Source organism: uncultured Pseudoalteromonas sp., assembly GCF_963922945.1.
GTDB lineage: Bacteria > Pseudomonadota > Gammaproteobacteria > Enterobacterales > Alteromonadaceae > Pseudoalteromonas.
The window spans coordinates 50339-67293 of sequence record NZ_CAWUKC010000003.1 but is presented as its reverse complement, the minus strand read 5'-3'; the positions used below and the strand labels follow the sequence as shown (position 1 = coordinate 67293).

The 16955-nt window shown below is 39.7% G+C and carries 16 protein-coding genes; 8 read left to right on the top strand and 8 right to left on the bottom strand.

All coding sequences use genetic code 11. The features are described from left to right. Positions 1-12 precede the first annotated feature (12 nt). Entirely contained in the window at positions 13-1638 is a 1626-nt protein-coding gene (locus AABI99_RS01300; protein WP_338362779.1) for a M28 family peptidase, read from the top strand. A 141-nt stretch (positions 1639-1779) separates the two neighbouring features. Continuing rightward, a complete protein-coding gene (locus AABI99_RS01295; protein WP_338362777.1) occupies positions 1780-2949 on the top strand; it encodes a putative manganese transporter in 1170 nt (389 codons plus the stop codon). Positions 2950-3015: 66 nt separating this feature from the next. Here AABI99_RS01295 and AABI99_RS01290 read toward each other — a convergent pair whose 3' ends face one another. From AABI99_RS01290 to seqA, 7 genes are all read right to left on the bottom strand, one after another. Next, positions 3016-3381: a DUF805 domain-containing protein gene (locus AABI99_RS01290; protein WP_338362775.1), complete on the bottom strand. Its 366-nt coding sequence runs from the start codon at positions 3379-3381 to the stop codon at positions 3016-3018. Between the two features lie 149 nt (positions 3382-3530). Beyond that, complete coding sequence (locus AABI99_RS01285; protein ID WP_338362774.1) at positions 3531-5126, bottom strand: dihydrolipoyllysine-residue acetyltransferase; 1596 nt, start codon at positions 5124-5126, stop codon at positions 3531-3533. Positions 5127-5134: 8 nt separating this feature from the next. Then, positions 5135-6112, bottom strand: coding sequence for an alpha-ketoacid dehydrogenase subunit beta (locus AABI99_RS01280; RefSeq protein ID WP_338362772.1), 978 nt, complete (start codon positions 6110-6112; stop codon positions 5135-5137). Then, entirely contained in the window at positions 6112-7326 is a 1215-nt protein-coding gene (locus tag AABI99_RS01275; protein ID WP_338362770.1) for a thiamine pyrophosphate-dependent dehydrogenase E1 component subunit alpha, read from the bottom strand. Before AABI99_RS01275 ends, AABI99_RS01280 begins: the two co-directional genes overlap by 1 nt. Before the next feature lie 265 nt (positions 7327-7591). Next, positions 7592-8644: a succinylglutamate desuccinylase gene (gene astE, locus AABI99_RS01270; RefSeq protein WP_338362769.1), complete on the bottom strand. Its 1053-nt coding sequence runs from the start codon at positions 8642-8644 to the stop codon at positions 7592-7594. 78 nt (positions 8645-8722) lie between these two features. After that, a complete protein-coding gene (gene pgm / locus AABI99_RS01265; RefSeq protein WP_338362767.1) occupies positions 8723-10360 on the bottom strand; it encodes a phosphoglucomutase (alpha-D-glucose-1,6-bisphosphate-dependent) in 1638 nt (545 codons plus the stop codon). A 10-nt stretch (positions 10361-10370) separates the two neighbouring features. Then, positions 10371-10946 (bottom strand): replication initiation negative regulator SeqA, encoded by a 576-nt coding sequence (gene seqA, locus AABI99_RS01260; RefSeq protein ID WP_338362766.1) that lies wholly within the window; start codon positions 10944-10946, stop codon positions 10371-10373. A gap of 343 nt (positions 10947-11289) precedes the next feature. On the opposite strand from seqA, the gene AABI99_RS01255 reads away from it, so the two are divergent. The 5 genes from AABI99_RS01255 (at position 11290) to fur (ending at position 13829) form a co-directional block, all read left to right on the top strand. Beyond that, complete coding sequence (locus AABI99_RS01255) at positions 11290-12057, top strand: alpha/beta fold hydrolase (RefSeq protein WP_338362765.1); 768 nt, start codon at positions 11290-11292, stop codon at positions 12055-12057. Positions 12058-12152: 95 nt separating this feature from the next. Then, the gene (locus AABI99_RS01250; protein ID WP_089347739.1) at positions 12153-12374 is read left to right on the top strand and encodes a DUF2788 domain-containing protein; all 222 of its coding nucleotides are present in this window, start codon (positions 12153-12155) and stop codon (positions 12372-12374) included. 2 nt (positions 12375-12376) lie between these two features. Continuing rightward, on the top strand, positions 12377-12655 hold the full coding sequence (ybfE, locus tag AABI99_RS01245; protein WP_338362764.1) for a LexA regulated protein: 279 nt from the start codon (positions 12377-12379) through the stop codon (positions 12653-12655). A 14-nt stretch (positions 12656-12669) separates the two neighbouring features. Next, a complete protein-coding gene (fldA, locus tag AABI99_RS01240) occupies positions 12670-13197 on the top strand; it encodes a flavodoxin FldA (protein WP_138541142.1) in 528 nt (175 codons plus the stop codon). A gap of 188 nt (positions 13198-13385) precedes the next feature. Next, a complete protein-coding gene (fur, locus tag AABI99_RS01235; protein WP_338362763.1) occupies positions 13386-13829 on the top strand; it encodes a ferric iron uptake transcriptional regulator in 444 nt (147 codons plus the stop codon). A gap of 131 nt (positions 13830-13960) precedes the next feature. Here fur and glnS read toward each other — a convergent pair whose 3' ends face one another. Then, positions 13961-15625 carry a glutamine--tRNA ligase gene (gene glnS, locus AABI99_RS01230; protein ID WP_338362762.1) on the bottom strand — a complete coding sequence of 555 codons (1665 nt, stop codon included), beginning with the start codon at positions 15623-15625 and terminating at the stop codon, positions 13961-13963. Between the two features lie 208 nt (positions 15626-15833). Between glnS and AABI99_RS01225 the strand changes: the two genes are divergently transcribed. Next, positions 15834-16904, top strand: coding sequence for a DUF3083 family protein (locus AABI99_RS01225; RefSeq protein WP_338362761.1), 1071 nt, complete (start codon positions 15834-15836; stop codon positions 16902-16904). Positions 16905-16955: the final 51 nt, after the last annotated feature.

Sequence of the window (16955 nt, the reverse complement as noted above, 5' to 3'; positions counted from 1 at the left end):
AATAGAGCAATTATGAAACAACATTTCTCTCTCACACTGATCGCTGGCGCTATACTAGCGGGCTGTGCAACAACAAGTATTACCCCTGCCGACATAACAAATGGTTACAACAGCATTAATGCCAAAGAACTAGCCGAGCACATTAAAACGCTTGCCTCAGATGAATTTGGTGGCCGCGCACCTTCATCTGAAGGTGAAAAGTTAACGCTTGATTACCTAACAAAACATTTTACCGCCTTAGGTTATGAACCTGGAAATGGGGATAGTTTTTTACAAGAAGTGCCGCTTGTTTCTTTAGAAGCAGATTCAGATATGGTGCTCAGTATTGGTGGTAAAGACTATCAATACAAAAAAGATATGGTAATGGGTAGCAGTCGTATAAGCGAGCAAGAAGGGATTGAAAATTCAGAGCTTGTGTTCGTAGGTTACGGTGTTAACGCACCCGAATATAATTGGAACGATTACGAAGGCCTTGATGTAAAAGGTAAAACCGTCGTGATGCTGGTAAATGATCCGGGCTTTGCAACAAAAGATCCTGCGCTATTTACGGGTGATGCAATGACCTATTACGGCCGTTGGACTTATAAATACGAAGAGGCAAGCCGTCAAGGTGCTGCGGGGGCTATTATTATCCACGAAACAGCGCCTGCATCATACCCATGGTCGGTTGTTGAAAATTCGTGGAGTGGTGAGCAGTTTGGTTTTCAAAAAGAAAATAACAACATGGACCGCGTGGCGGTTGAAGGCTGGGTAACCACTGACGTTGCTAAAGAGTTATTTATTAAAGCAGGCCTTGATTTTGAAACGGCAAAAGCCAATGCTGCCAAAGGTGCGTATAACATAGATATGGGCGATTTAACTGCTTCGGTTAATGTTAAAAATACCATTAAAAAGTCTGTATCGTATAACTTTATTGCGACCTTGCCAGGTAGCGAAAAAGCAGATGAGCATGTAATTTATTCTGCTCACTGGGATCACTTAGGTACAGATACTACTCGTAAAGGCGATCAAATTTATAACGGTGCACACGATAATGCCACAGGGACTGCAGGACTAATTGAAGTTGCAGAAGCCTTTACTAAATTACCAAAACACCCTGCTCGCTCGATGACCTTTTTAGCAGTAACAGCTGAAGAGCAAGGTTTATTAGGCTCAAAATATTACGCTGCCAACCCTGTTATTGCGGCTGATAAAACCGTTGCAAATATCAATATGGACAGTCTTAACTTACTAGGTAAAGTAAAAGACATGAACGTTGTCGGTATTGGTAAATCACAAATGGACGACTTTTTAGCAAAAGCTGCAAAAGAGCAAGGCAGAACAATTGCCGGCGACCCTAAACCATCTTCTGGTGGTTATTACCGCTCAGATCATTTTGCATTTGCGAATATGGGCGTGCCTGCTATGTATGCCGGTGGTGGTACAGTAGCGGCTGATGAGCAAACAGCAGCTTACCGTAAACGTATGAGCTTAGTGCTGCGCGGTTGTTACCATCAGCCATGTGATAGATACCGCGACGAGTGGGATTTATCGGGTGCGGTGCAAGACTTACAATTATTTTACAAAGTAGGCTTTGATATTTCTGAACAAGCGCAATGGCCAAAATGGCACGAAAACTCAGAGTTTCAACGTAAATAACCTATTTCGTCTAAGCTTAGGCTATTGATCATCGAAAAACTCAAACTGAGTTATCGATTTAAATAGATGCAAATGATATTGATTATCATTTGCAGATTGTATACAGTGTGTCTTAGTTAATAATAAAACTGGGGCACACTTATGATTTTACTCTCTCAAATAGGATTTATTACGCCAGCTTCCAAACGGTTTGTTAGCCAAAATAAACGCTTACTCTTACCACTTTTTTTATTGGTATGTTTAGCTGTTCCTAGTTTTCGCGAAATAACCATTACTGCTCTCAGTGATGCGTTTTTTCAGGTTAGTGTATTTGTAGCGGCTACGTTACTTATTTACTACTACGCAATAGAACATATCCCACAATTAGAATTGAGCTACTTAAGTGCTAAATCTAAATCGTTTGAGGTGTTTTTTGCATCCGTGCTTGGGGCTTTACCCGGCTGTGGCGGTGCTATTATTGTGGTCACTCAATACACTAAAGGTCAGGCTAGCTTTGGCGCTATTGTGGCAGTATTGACCGCCACAATGGGAGATGCTGCTTTTTTATTACTTGCAACTCGCCCTACTGAAGGCTTAACAATAATGGCTATAGGTTTAGTGGTAGGCACACTGTGCGGATTAATAGTTAATGCAATTCACAAACCTGACTTTTTACGACCAAGCGCACAAGAGCAAAAACACCAAGTTAAAGTTTTGCCCACTAAAATAATAAAAATTAGCAAACCTGTGTGGATGTTTGCCATTATTCCAAGTTTAATCATTGCTTTTTTAATTGCGTTTAATGTCGACTTTGATCAATTTGGTCAATATACCAGCACCGGTGTAAGCTTGTTTGGTGCAGCAATGGCTTTGTTTACAGTGACAATTTGGGCTTACTCCTCTAAAGGTGAAACGTATAAAGAGCTCACCTCTGAGGAGGAAGAATGTAATCCGCCTTCAAAGCTTATAAAAGTGCTTCAAGATACACATTTTGTTACTGCATGGGTGGTGGCTTCGTTCATGCTGTTTGAAATATTAGTCAGTGTTATGGGTCTTGATTTAAAAACCTGGTTTATGCACTACGCATACTTGGCACCGTTGATTGCCGTTGTCATTGGTTTTTTACCTGGCTGTGGGCCACAAATAATTGTCACCACACTCTATATACAAGGCATTATTCCTTTTAGCGCGTTAGCTGCTAATGCAATTTCAAACGATGGAGATGCACTATTTCCGGCCATTGCAATGGCGCCAAAAGCAGCTGTAATCGCTACCTTGTATACCTCTATACCTGCTTTAATTGTTGGTTACGGGCTTTACTTTTTAAGTTAACAGTTAAAAAATCATAAGTACAAAAAAGCTCAGCAATTGCTGAGCTTTTTAATTTAAACCGTTTTGTTATACAGAAGCAGGTTCAGCCGCTAACTCTTTTGGATTTGGACCAAAATCGTTTTCGCCTTCGTGTGAGTTTTGAGCAAGGAACACAATTAAAACAATCCAACCAATAATTGGTACGAGCCAAAGTAGTTGCCACCAGCCTGAGCGGCCAGTATCGTGAAGACGACGTGCACCTGCACTTAACCCAGGTATTAATAGCGCTAAGCTATAAATAGAACCAATGAACATTGTTCCTAATGCACCATCAATCACATTACATATAATTGAAAAAATCGTATTAAATAATACAAACATCCAATAAGCTTTACGACGGTTACGCCCTGAAAAATCTGCATAACTGCGCAGCGCGTTCATATAATGTTCCATAAAAATTCCTTAATATTAGTGTTATATTCCCTAGCGGGTTTTAGTTATTACTTTTTAGTAACATATGTATCTTAATTAAAAACACTGCGTTTTAAAACAAAAAAACCAGCTATTTGCTGGTTTTTTATAAGGTTTAAACAATTATATTATTAACTCATTGCCATCATCATTAACGATGGGTTTTCAAGAAACGATTTCCACAAATTATTAAAGCGCGCTATGGTACCGCCATCAATCACACGGTGATCGCCCGACCAACTCACTTGCATAATAGCTTTGCTAACAACTTGGCCGCTTTCATCAAAGCGTGGTAAGTGTTGTAACTTCCCTAATGCTACAATAGCAACTTCTGGCTTATTAATAATCGGGGTCGCAATAGTGCCGCCAATTGCCCCAATATTTGAAATGCTAATAGTGCCCCCTTTTAAGTCATCTGGTGCTACGCGCCCCTCGCGTGCTGCATCAGTTAAGCTAGTCAAACTGTTTGCAACTTCAACAATACTCTTAGATTGGCACGATTTAATATTAGGCACTAGCAAACCCACTTTTGAATCCACTGCTACCCCAATATTATGATCGTCAAAGTAGGTAAGTTCAGTGCAATCATCATTTACTTTAGAATTAAGCACTGGGTGCTCTTTCATCGCAAGCGATAACGCTTTGATAAAAAATGGCATCATAGTGAGCTTTACACCTTGCGCTTTATACTGCTCTTTTAGGCTGGCACGCAGGGCTATTAATTGTGTTAAGTCTATCTCGTCACTAAAGGTAAAATGAGGAATAGTAGAAACCGAGGCCATCATTTGCTTTGCCATAGCCGCTTTAATGCCTTTAATCGGCTCTGTACGCATGCCACCGCTTTGTGATTGTTGTACCTTAGGCGAACTACTTTGAGTATTGTTACTTGTAGAGGCAGTGTTTAAAGGTGATGTATCAATGGTGTTAGGTACTTCACCTTTAATAAAGTCTTCTATATCTTGCTTATAGATACGTCCATTTTTGCCACTACCTGGTACGCAGGTTAAATCAACGTCAAGCTCACGTGCTTTTCGCCTAACTGCAGGTGAAGCAACCGCCTTTTTATTAACCACTTTATTGGTTGATGTTTGCTGTGTGGTTTGCGGTTTATCTGCCGCTTTGCTTTGTGCTTTAACAACAGCTTCATTTACATCAACACTCGGTTTTGCAGTACTGCCAGCTATACTCATTTGGAACAACGGACTGTGTACCTGTGCAATCTCCCCTTTTTGATAATAAAGCTTTTGTACAGTCCCTGTATATTTAGCCGGAATTTGCACCAATGCTTTGTCGGTCATCACATCACACACAGCCTGATCTTCTCGTATTTCATCGCCTTCGGCTACTAGCCAATCAACAATTTCACATTCAACAATCCCCTCGCCAATATCGGGCAAGATAAAATCTTCTAAATGCTCAGCCGATGAGTTATCACTTTGCGTATCTTGAGCCGTGTGTGCCACAGTCTCAGTGCTTTGATTGTGCTCTGCTGCTACATCCATAGCAAATAAAGGTGCATGTACCTTTGCTATCTCGCCTTTTTGATAATACAACTTTGTGATGATGCCATCATGCACAGCGGGTATTTGTACTAAGGCTTTATCTGTCATTACATCACAAATAGGTTGATCTTCTTTTACTGCATCACCTTCTTGTATTAGCCATTCAACCACTTCGCACTCAACAATGCCTTCACCAATATCGGGTAATATAAAATCTTTAGCCATGGTATCCCCTAAAAATCCATTGATTGTTTAATTGCGGCCAGTACTTTTAGCGCATCAGGCACGTATTCTTTTTCAAGTGCTAATGGATAAGGTGTGTCAAGCCCACACACCCGCATAATAGGTGACTCAAGATGTAAAAAGCACTCTTGCTGAATAGTTGCCGCTATTTCAGCACCAAAGCCATTGGTAATAGGCGCTTCGTGGCTTATGACTAAACGACCTGTTTTAATAACCGATTTAGCAATTGTCTCAACATCCCACGGTAATATGCTTCTAAGGTCTATCACCTCACAACTTATTCCTTGCTCATTGGCTTGTTTTGCCGCATTTTCAACAATTTCCATTTGCGCACCCCACGCTAGTATAGTGATATCTGTACCTTCTTGTACTACTTCAGCTTTGCCAAGCTCAATGGTGTAATCATCCTCTGGAACCTCACCAGTAGAGGCGCGGTATAAACGTTTCGGCTCAAAAAAGATAACCGGATTATCGTCTTTTATACTTGCGCGTAGTAACCCTTTTGCTTGATAAGGGTTACGTGGTACCACTATTTTTAATCCTGGCGTGTGGGCGAAATATGCCTCAGGGGATTGTGAGTGGTATAAGCCCCCAGCAATACCACCACCATAAGGTGTTCGAACAGTGAGATTACCGACATTAAATTCGTTACCGCTACGGTACCTAAACTTGGCAGACTCATTTACTATTTGATCAAATGCCGGAAAAATATAATCGGCAAACTGTATTTCTGCCAATGCTGGCGCACCAAACGCAGCTAAACCGTTAGCAAAACCTAAAATACCTTGCTCTGTGAGCGGCGTGTTAAATACGCGGTGTTTTCCGTACTTTTCTTGCAAGCCCGATGTCGCTCTAAAAACGCCCCCAAAGTAGCCAACATCTTCGCCAAAAATACACGCCTGAGGGTGCTCATTCATGGTGATATCAAGTGCAGAATTAATCGCATGTAGCATATTCATTTTAGCCATTATTTAATTCTCCCTGCGGTGACTGGGTATGCGTCTGGGTGCTGCATAATATGTGCTTTTAAATCGTTATATTGGCGAGTAAGCGAAGGAATAGGCGTATCGTAAACATCTGATATAAGCTCTTCAAGTGCTGGCTTTTGCACTTTTTCAGCGCGTTTTAGCGCGGCTAAAATATCTTCACGAATCCCCTCTTTTGCTTTAGCGTCGTCTTCTTCATTTAACCAGTCTTGTTTAATAAGCCACTTTTTGAATTTATCAATCGGGCACACTTTATGTGTGGCTTCTTCATCTTTTGAACGATAACCGCTGGGGTCATCCGATGTTGAGTGAGCACCTAAGCGGTATGCTATTGCTTCAATTAAAACAGGCTCACCCTGCGTTGCTGCGATTTCGCGCGCTTTTTGCGTTGCTGCAAACACAGCTAGTGCATCTGAGCCATCAACACGTATGGTTTTAATACCATAGCCAACGCCTCTAGAGGCAATTCCATCGCCTTTAAATTGCTCCTCAGCTGGCGTCGAAATAGCATAACCATTGTTACGAGCAAAAAATATAACGGGGGCTTTGTGTACCGCAGCCATATTTAAACCCGCATGAAAATCCCCTTCTGAGGCGGCACCTTCACCAAAGTAACATATTGTCACATTATCAATGGTACTAGTTAACTCACCCGATGCTGCATCAATATGCTTTACTTTTTGTCCGTAGGCATACCCTGTCGCCTGTGGGATTTGCGTACCGAGGGGTGATGAGATAGTCATGTAGTTTAATTTATTTGAACCATAATGAATGGGCATTTGGCGCCCTTTGCCTAAATCTAACTCATTAGAAAACATTTGGTTCATAAACTGATCAAGCGTAAAGCCACGATAATGCAAAGCGGCTTGCTCACGGTATTGCGCCATTATCATGTCATCTTGATCAAGCGCAGCGGCGGAGGCAGTAACAGCGGCTTCTTCACCTAAACATTGCATGTAAAAGCTTACGCGGCCTTGGCGTTGCGCCCCTTGCATACGCTCATCAAGTAGGCGTATAAAACGCATTGTTTCGTATAATTTAATTGCTGTGTGTTTAGAAATAGTTGGTGCGGTGGCACTAGGGTGAATGTCGCCGTCCTCAGTTAAAATACTAAGGGTTGGAATAGTTAGCGCATGACCGTCTAAAAACTCTAGGTCGTGGTTAATATTCAGCGATACGTTATTTGGATTACTCATAACCTACCTTCTCTTGTTGTCGGTGATACAGCACCCCTTGTAAGTTTTTATTATGGGTGAGGCGTGCGAATAAACTTTGCAGCATCTGCGCTGTATTTAATTAAAGCTGCCACCACCTTACGTTAACGTAAGGTGTTATTCAATACGTGTAAGACAAAACAAAAGTAAAATACGATTAAAAAGTTGGAAAGTTAACTGTACGCAATTATTAAGCCAATAAAAACATACAGTTAAACATTTAAGATAAGTGGTCTGATGAGCTTTATTAAACGAAATTACTATCTACTTGCATAGGTACAACAGTCAGTAATGCCCTTTGCCCAAGCGCTACGTTTGCATTAGGAAAAATGATTGCTTCCCCTTCAACATCAGCAAAATAAGGTGTCTTGCCATCTGTTGCCAATAATTCACCTTTGGCAAAGCCAGTAAAGTTCTCTGCATCATCAGAAAACGGAAAGCTAAAGTCCTGCTGCGTTCTATTAATTGTCCTATGAACCGCGAACAGTTCAAAGTCACTTGCATTGAATTGCGGGTATTGCACCTCTTTTTGGCTAATTAATGCAGTTAGCGTTTGCTTAGTTTTTGCAAATCGAGCCATGTCGTTTTCACCAAATGGTTTAACTTGACCCAGCTCAACGGTAAATGAATCAGCACCGTGTACAAACGAAGAATAATAGCTAAATGTAGTTGCCGCTGATTTCATCATTAAGACGGTGTTTACCCCACAATTTAGTAAAAACTGTAATTGTGATTTTTTCCATGGCTTGCCATGTAGATACGGGTAGACCGCAAATTTTTCATTTTTAGAACCACGAATAGCAGTATGTAGATCGTAATGAAAACGTGCGCTGCGATGCTCGCCGCGTGCAAAAAAATCTGAAACATAGGTTTCTAATTTAGCAGCTCGTTTACGCTCATCATTCATTGGCACACCTTCAACAGTATGATTGCCATTAAACAAACGGTTTAGGTTTTCTTCGACAAAACGTAGGCCAATATTTATTGATTTTGGGTTACCAAATATAAAAAGCACTCGCTGTTTTAATTCAAGCTCACCTTTTATTATGGTTTTTATTAACTCATCGCAAATTTCTATAGGTGCGGTTTCGTTTCCATGTACTGCACTTGAAAGAACGATATCTTTTGTTGTTGTAAGGTCTGGTTGAAATTCAATAACACCTGTATCGTGAACGCATACGCGTGTGCCGTTTTCTAAAGTAAATTCACTTGGTTGTAAATGCCATTCGTTATTGCGACTGAGTGTTAAAAAATCGCCGCTATTTTTTAAATCATTTAAATAATCTGGTTTGGCTAACATGTTAAGCCCTTTATTTGTGTGGGAGATACAAACAAAAACGGCTGAATAAATCAGCCGTTTTAAAATCGTTTTTTAATATTAGCTGATCACAGAATCAACTAATTGTTTAGCTTCTTTCTCGAGTAGCGCTAGGTGTTCTTCACCTTTAAACGACTCAAGATAAATTTTATAAATATCTTCAGTGCCAGAAGGGCGTGCTGCAAACCAACCGTTTTCAGTAACGACTTTTAAGCCGCCAATAGCGGCATCATTACCTGGCGCATGAGTGAGCTTTTGTAAAATTGGCTCGCCAGCTAATGTATCGGCTTTTACATCAGTTGCGCTAAGCGCTTTTAAACGTGACTTTTGTTCACCGCTCGCTGGGGCGTCTAGACGTTTATAAAGCGGCGAGCCAAACTCTTGCTCTAACTCTTTATAAAGCGCTGATGGTGTTTTACCCGTCACTGCAAGTATTTCAGCGGCGAGTAAGCCCATAATAAAGCCATCTTTGTCGGTACACCAAACAGTGCCATCAAAGCGCAAAAATGCTGCGCCAGCACTTTCTTCGCCACCAAAGGCAAGCTTGCCTTTGTTTAAGCCATCTACAAACCATTTAAAGCCAACCGGTACTTCTTTAACTTTACGCTCATTACGTGCCACTACGCGGTCAATCATTGAGCTAGAAACCAAGGTTTTACCAATTTCGACACTGCTGTCCCAGTCGCGGTGTTTTAATAAGTAGTCAATAGCGACAGCTAAAAAATGATTAGGATTCATTAAGCCATCGGGTGTCACAATACCGTGGCGGTCGTAATCCGGATCGTTACCAATCGCTATATCAAAATCATCTTTTAATTTAATTAAATTAGCCATTGAGTAAGGTGATGAACAATCCATACGGATTTTGCCATCTTTATCAAGCGGCATAAATGCAAAACGAGGATCAACGGCATCGTTTACTACGCTTAAATCAATGTTGTATTTTTGTGCAATAACAGGCCAAAAGTTAATACCAGAGCCACCAAGCGGATCAACCCCTACTTTAATACCTGCTTTGCTGATAGCCTCTAAATTAACGATATTTTCTAAATCGTTAATGTAAGGCGTCATCAAGTCTTCGTATTTAATAAAACCAGAGCGTGACGCTTTTGCAAACGGGAATAACTCAACTTCTACTAAGTCTTCTAGTAATAATTGGTTTGCTCTGTCTTCAATCCATTTAGTTACGTCGGTGTCTGCTGGGCCGCCGTTAGGTGGATTGTATTTAAAGCCGCCGTCTTCAGGTGGGTTATGTGAAGGCGTTACCACAATGCCATCGGCTAATTCATTCGGGTTTAATTTATTATGACAAACAATTGCATGGCTAATTACAGGTGTTGGTGTGTAATCATGATTTTGCTGAGTGATTACTTGTACCTCATTAGCAACGAGTACTTCTATGGCAGAGTTAAAAGCAGCTTCACTAAGGGCATGCGTATCTTTACCTAAATAAAGTGGACCAAAAATATCATTTTGTTTTCGGTAGTCACAAATAGCTTGTGTTATGGCTAGGATATGCGATTCGTTAAACTTAACATCGTAAGAGCAACCACGGTGACCAGACGTACCAAATGCTACGCAATGCTCAGGATTTTGCTCTAAATCTGGCTCATTTAAATAATAAGCTGAAACTAGTTTTGGTACGTTAACTAACGTTGAATGAGGTGCAGTTTTGCCCGCACCTGAGTGAATAGCCATGTTTATTTCCTTACAAGTAATCGCGAATTTCTTCTGCTTGCTCTGCGGTATAACCTAAGCACAGCGCAACCTCGTGTAGCATCATTTTTTTACGTGTGGTGTTTGAATTAGTCATTACCCAGTACTCACTGTCAGTAATGTTTTTAGGATTCATACTACTTCCGCTGTTAACTAAATCTTCTTTGCTGGTCGCAAAGTAAACACGGTCGCGCCCTTTAATATCAAGCACTGCACTAAACTCTTTTTTATGCGTTCTGTAAAAAGCACTTAAAATAAATAAAAATCTACCCACCACCCCTTTTTGCATTGCTAGTTCTTCTTTATTAAGAATATTAAATACATTAGCGTTAGTTTGCTTCATGGGTGTGACAACCTCTTGCTCTAGGCTGTCATTAGGCTTTTGCGTGTCGTCACGTTTATCTTGAGTAGCTAATTGATTGTTTTGATTATTCTTAGCAACGGGTGTGTTGTCGTCACCATTTAAATTTAATAAACGACGTAAAATAGTGGATGCGCTTTCGCCAATACTTTGCGTATTGCTAGCAATATACTGATATAACTCGTCGTCTATGTCGATTTGTTTCATGTTGTTCCTGTCATTACGGGCCACATTTTTTCTTTCCCCGTGATTATACCCAAACCAAATAGAAATGCGAGTTACAACAAGCACTCGCATAAACATATCCGCCAACCTATGTGTTGATTATTCGTATATAAACCCAATGTAGTAGCTATATAAGAGCTTAAATACACGATTCTTTCTTGATGGCATTTTTAGCCATCAATAGATAGGCGACTCAAAATAGCCCTCTTAGTGTTTAAATGCACATTACTAGGCAAGTCACACCAGTGTTTTGCTGCTAAGTGTTATATTTTTTGCTTTTTATATGAATGCTCGGCACACTAAGCCAAAATTTTTGGAGACACGTATGCTATTAAACTATAAACAGTTAGGTGAAGGCCCTGATGTAGTGCTCATTCACGGTTTATTTGGCTCTTTAGAAAACCTAAATGTTATTGCAAAGCCATTAAGTGAGCACTTTAGAGTAACGAATGTAGATTTACGTAATCATGGCAGCTCAGCGCACAGTGATGAAATGAACTACCCTGCAATGGCAGCAGATATTGTTGAACTAATGAATGCGTTGAATATTACCAATGCACATCTGATTGGTCACTCTATGGGCGGTAAAGTAGCAATGGAAGTGGCGCTTATGCATAGCCAAAAGGTAAATAAACTTGTGGTGCTTGATATAGCGCCTGTTAGCTACCCTGCACGTCATACCCAGATTATTAATGCATTAAAAAAAGTGGCCTCTAGCCAAGTAGCTGATAGAAAACAAGCTGATGCTATTATGAGTGAATACATTAGTGAGCTCGGTGTTAGGCAGTTCCTACTTAAAAGCTTAGCTAAAAGTGAAGACGGTGAATACTCATGGCGCTTTAATTTAGATGTACTCGATAAAAAATATTCTACAATCACCGCCAATGTTAATGAAAATAATTCTTGTTTATGCGATACTTTGTTTATCAAGGGGAACGATTCTGATTACATACTGCCAGAATACCGCGACGAAATAACGAAGCGCTTTAAAAATACAAGAGCAAAAATTATACATGGTGCAGGACATTGGCTTCATTCACAAAAACCTGCTGCGGTTAATAAAGCAATAAATGACTTTTTAACAGGGCTTTAATGTAATTTTAATCATGTGTTTTTGGTTATCCGTACTAAATTAATGCATTTTTGTGTGCTATAGTACGCGCCGTTTAATTTAAAGGTTATACGTTGATGGTCAGTCAGTTTATTAACGAATTTGATACCCTAGGGTTGTACTTTGGCTTAGCCGGTATTTTTGCATTCATCGGCCTGGCAATTAAAGACGTACTAAATAGTGGTAATGTACCTAAGTTTGGTCGCTACATTGTATGGGGCGTCCTCTTTTTAGGGTGTTCTGGCTTTATTGCAAAAGGACTTATACAAGTTTTTTGGCAAGGTGCAGGTGTAGGTTAAGCATGGCTAAGTCAGAAACAGATAGAACAACTCCCGATTTATTTGAATACGAAAAGCGACCAGGCAGGCCTAAAACAAATCCCTTACCTAGGGATATGCAGTTAAAGGTTAATAAACGTAATCAAATAAAACGAGATAAAGCACGTGGTTTAAAGCGTGTAGAATTTAAAGTTTCATCACAGTTATATCAGGCACTGAGTGATATGGCAGAAGCACAAAATATTAGCCGTAGTGCGCTGATTGAAACGATTTTACAAGAAAGATTGGCTATTGATAGATAAAAGGTTTGAAGTCCATGGCAAGTGTAGGCATTTTTTTCGGAAGTGACACAGGTAATACAGAACACGTAGCAAAAATGATCCAAAAAGAATTGGGTAAAAAGCTTGTGGCTGTACACGACATTGCAAAAAGCTCTAAAGAAGAGATTGCAGAGTTTGATTTAATCTTATTTGGTATTCCTACTTGGTACTACGGTGAAGCACAATGTGATTGGGATGACTTTTTCCCTGAGCTTGAAGAAGTAGACTTTGAAGGTAAGCTAGTAGCTATTTTTGGCTGTGGTGACCAAGAAGATTACGCAGAATACTTCTTAGATGCAATGGGCATGATCAATGATATCGTTACCGAGCGCGGTGCAATTGTTGTCGGTCACTGGTCAACAGAAGGTTATGATTTTGAAGCATCTAAAGGGATGGCTGATGATACACACTTTGTAGGTTTAGGTATCGATGAAGACCGACAACCTGAACTGACTGAGCAACGTGTTAAAGCCTGGTGTGCACAAGTATATGATGAAATGTGTTTAAGCGAATTAGCAGACTAACCTTCCCCACCTTTATCGCTAACTGTTTAAATAATTATCAAACAGTTAGCGACTTAATATTTAATAGCAAATTTGATCAATTGTTCTTTGCACTCAGTGCTTAGGCGCGTTATCCTTATTATTGCTAATGTGTCGTGTGTATCTGTAAGAGATACCCAGTATAATCAAACAACTTTGAGACAGATTTAATGACTGATCATAACTTGGAACTTAAAAAAGCCGGTTTAAAAGTAACTTTACCGCGTATAAAAATCTTAGAAATTTTACAATCTCCAGATAACCAACACATCAGCGCTGAAGATGTATATAAAATCCTTTTAGATTTAGGTGAAGAAATAGGTCTTGCGACTGTTTACCGTGTATTAAACCAATTTGATGACGCAGGTATAGTAACTCGCCATCACTTTGAAGGTGGAAAGTCTGTATTTGAGCTTTCTGGTAGTACTCACCACGACCATTTAGTGTGTTTAAAATGTGGTAAGGTTGTTGAGTTTGAAGATGACTTAATTGAACGTCGCCAGTTAGAAATAGCCGAAGAAAACGGAATTACACTAACTAACCACTCACTATATTTATATGGTGAGTGTCAGGACAAAGCAGCATGTAAAGCGTTTAGCGATTCAAATAGCTAAAATCAGCGCTTTGTAAGTTATAAAAAAACCTGCTATTGCAGGTTTTTTTGTGTTTTACAATTAAGTATTTAAACCAAATTAAATACCAAGTTGCAATAATGATATATTATGCAAATTGGTATTTTAAAACGTTACTGCTTCTCGATTTTTGCCCACGAGTCTCTGAGACCAACCGTTTGGTTAAATACTAAATTTTCTGACTTAGTATCACGTGAGAAATAGCCGGTACGCTCAAACTGAAAACCTTGTGCAGGTTCGGCTTTAGCAAGTGATGCTTCTAACTTTGCATTTTCTAAAATGACTAATGACTCAGGGTTAAGCGTTGACTCAAACTCTTCTGCCGCGCCAGGGTTTGGTACATTAAATAAACGGTCATACAATCTAACTTCGGCATTAACCGATTCTGGTGCTGAAACCCAATGAATCACACCTTTTACTTTACGGCCATCACTTGGGTTTTTACCCAGCGTTTCATCGTCGTAAGTACAGTAAATAGTGGTGATCTCACCGTTGTCATCTTTTTCTACTCGCTGAGCTTTTATTACATAGGCACCACGTAAGCGTACTTCTTTATCTAGTACTAAGCGTTTAAATTTATTATTCGCTTCTTCACGGAAATCTTCGCGCTCAATGAACAGCTCTCGAGTAAACGGTACTTCACGACGCCCCATTTCTTCTTTATTAGGGTGATTAGCTACCGACAATGTTTCTACTTTATCTGCGTCATAGTTTTCAATAACTACTTTAACGGGATCAAGTACTGCCATTGCACGAGGCGCGTTTTCATTTAAGTCTTCACGAATACACGCTTCAAGCATCCCCATTTCGACCATGTTTTCTTGCTTTGTTACACCTATTCGTAAACAAAACTCACGGATAGACGCAGGTGTATAACCACGTCGGCGTAAACCTGCAATCGTTGGCATGCGTGGGTCATCCCACCCTTCTACATAGTTATTCACAACTAAGTCGTTTAGCTTACGCTTAGACATAATCGTGTATTCAAGGTTTAAGCGCGAAAATTCAATTTGCTGTGGGTGGCATTCAAGGCTGATGTTATCGAGTACCCAGTCGTATAAACGACGGTTATCTTGAAACTCAAGTGTACACAATGAATGGGTTATGCCCTCAAGTGCGTCAGAAATACAGTGCGTAAAATCGTACATTGGGTAAATGCACCACTTGTCACCAGTTTGGTGGTGATGTGCGAAACGAACACGATAAATGATTGGATCGCGAAGCACCATAAATGAGCTTGCCATATCAATTTTAGCGCGAAGTACACACTCGCCTTCTTTAAACTCACCCGCGCGCATTTTTTCAAATAAAGCCAGGTTTTCTTCTACTGACGTGTCGCGGTATGGGCTGTTTTTACCAGGCTCTTTTAATGTACCACGGTATTCGCGAGCTTGGTCGGCAGTTAAAAAACACACATACGCTAAGCCTTTTTCAATAAGCTCAACAGCATAGCCGTATAGCGTATCAAAGTAATTTGACGAGTACTTTATTTCGCCACTCCAGTTGAAGCCTAACCACTGCACATCTTCTTTGATTGAATTAACGTAGTTAATATCTTCTTTTTCTGGGTTTGTGTCATCAAAACGTAGATTACATAAACCATCGTAATCTTTTGCAATGCCAAAATTTAAACAAATTGATTTTGCGTGGCCAATATGTAAAAAGCCATTTGGCTCAGGTGGAAAACGTGTATGCGTAGTTGCATGTTTGCCACTTGCTAAATCTTCATCAATTCGCGTTCTTATAAAGTTACTTGGGCGATTTTCAGTTTCCGCCATAGGAGTGTGATCCTCTGAATATTCGTGATAACAAAACTACTGCATTATTACAAAAACGAACACTAACATACAGCACTAGATGCGCCTTTATTCTAGTAAATGACGTTATGATGCATCAGTTTATTACTAAAAATTGTTTTAGCGCAATATTTGAGTCATCAAAGCCATTTATAGTAGCTGAAATTAAGCTTCTAAGAAGGATTCAAAGATGGCAAGTTCTACACAACACAGAGTATATATACCCACTAATGCACGCGCTAATCACTACCTACTCGCTGAAATTAGCCCTACTGAAAATTTTTATGCGAGTTTTTCTGATATAGATAGCTGCTATAACCGTATTGCAAAGCAGTTATTTGCAAGCTGTGATGAATACGAACTGCATAATGTTCACTTGCTCGCTAACGACAAATTACCTGTTGTACGATTCCATGATGAGTCTTATCAATTAGAAACAGCAAAACAAATGCTGTTTTTTTACAACCCACGCTACCATGAATCACATAAATTACATTACACACCAGCTTATAAAAGTAAAAAGATACGGTTATTATTTTTAGCAACGGGCGATGATTTACGCTCAAGCTCGGCTCAATTTCATTGTAAAGTGCAAAAAGTGCTAGATAATCTACAAGCACATTTATTTTCTGGACAACCCCAGTTTAAGCTTCGCGATCATCAACACTTAACCTATGATTTATTTGCTAAAAATAAAGGCTGGAATGAAAGCTACGGTTATAAACTAAGAAGCCTATACCCGCGTTATTTAGCACGGCAATGTAAACTCCCTGTAGAGCATGCACAAATGACTTATGCAACATTTTCAATTGAAGTGTCACGGGGTATCAAAACTCAATTTCAAAGCCTTATTAATCAAGGAAATTACGCCGAGTTTTATAACCACTTTGAACAATCTTTCAAAGTATGTTGTCAAAAATATGAGTTATCTCATGGTGCTATGGTAGCTAATGGAGCAAGGCCCATAGTACGAAATAGTCAAATTGACAGAAACGAAGGAAATGCAGAGTTACAAAAAATAAGTTTTGATATGAGTGAAGAAGCCAATCAAATCCATGTGTATTTTGATGCTGAAAAAATGGTTGAGTCATTGCATTTTGTAATAGTTGCGACTGATAAACACAACCTCGAAATGGGGTATGGACGTTTTATGAACCAAGTAGAAAAAGCGATACATGCAATGTGTTCAACATTGGCTATAAATAAAGAAAGGCAAGATTTGTCGGTACGTTTTTTTCAACATATAAGCTACCCATATTAAGTAACTGAAATTAAAAAGGCTCGCAAATGCGAGCCTTTTTTAAAAGAGTAA

Coding starts and splice junctions, on each gene's coding strand:
- AABI99_RS01225 (WP_338362761.1), top strand. CDS start 15,834: ATGGCAAGTTCTACACAACACAGAGTATATATACCCACTAATGCACGC.
- AABI99_RS01255 (WP_338362765.1), top strand. CDS start 11,290: ATGCTATTAAACTATAAACAGTTAGGTGAAGGCCCTGATGTAGTGCTC.
- AABI99_RS01295 (WP_338362777.1), top strand. CDS start 1,780: ATGATTTTACTCTCTCAAATAGGATTTATTACGCCAGCTTCCAAACGG.
- pgm (WP_338362767.1), bottom strand. CDS start 10,360: ATGGCTATTCACTCAGGTGCGGGCAAAACTGCACCTCATTCAACGTTA.
- AABI99_RS01285 (WP_338362774.1), bottom strand. CDS start 5,126: ATGGCTAAAGATTTTATATTACCCGATATTGGTGAAGGCATTGTTGAG.
- AABI99_RS01275 (WP_338362770.1), bottom strand. CDS start 7,326: ATGAGTAATCCAAATAACGTATCGCTGAATATTAACCACGACCTAGAG.
- AABI99_RS01250 (WP_089347739.1), top strand. CDS start 12,153: ATGGTCAGTCAGTTTATTAACGAATTTGATACCCTAGGGTTGTACTTT.
- glnS (WP_338362762.1), bottom strand. CDS start 15,625: ATGGCGGAAACTGAAAATCGCCCAAGTAACTTTATAAGAACGCGAATT.
- fur (WP_338362763.1), top strand. CDS start 13,386: ATGACTGATCATAACTTGGAACTTAAAAAAGCCGGTTTAAAAGTAACT.
- ybfE (WP_338362764.1), top strand. CDS start 12,377: ATGGCTAAGTCAGAAACAGATAGAACAACTCCCGATTTATTTGAATAC.
- AABI99_RS01300 (WP_338362779.1), top strand. CDS start 13: ATGAAACAACATTTCTCTCTCACACTGATCGCTGGCGCTATACTAGCG.
- seqA (WP_338362766.1), bottom strand. CDS start 10,946: ATGAAACAAATCGACATAGACGACGAGTTATATCAGTATATTGCTAGC.
- AABI99_RS01280 (WP_338362772.1), bottom strand. CDS start 6,112: ATGGCTAAAATGAATATGCTACATGCGATTAATTCTGCACTTGATATC.
- fldA (WP_138541142.1), top strand. CDS start 12,670: ATGGCAAGTGTAGGCATTTTTTTCGGAAGTGACACAGGTAATACAGAA.
- astE (WP_338362769.1), bottom strand. CDS start 8,644: ATGTTAGCCAAACCAGATTATTTAAATGATTTAAAAAATAGCGGCGAT.
- AABI99_RS01290 (WP_338362775.1), bottom strand. CDS start 3,381: ATGGAACATTATATGAACGCGCTGCGCAGTTATGCAGATTTTTCAGGG.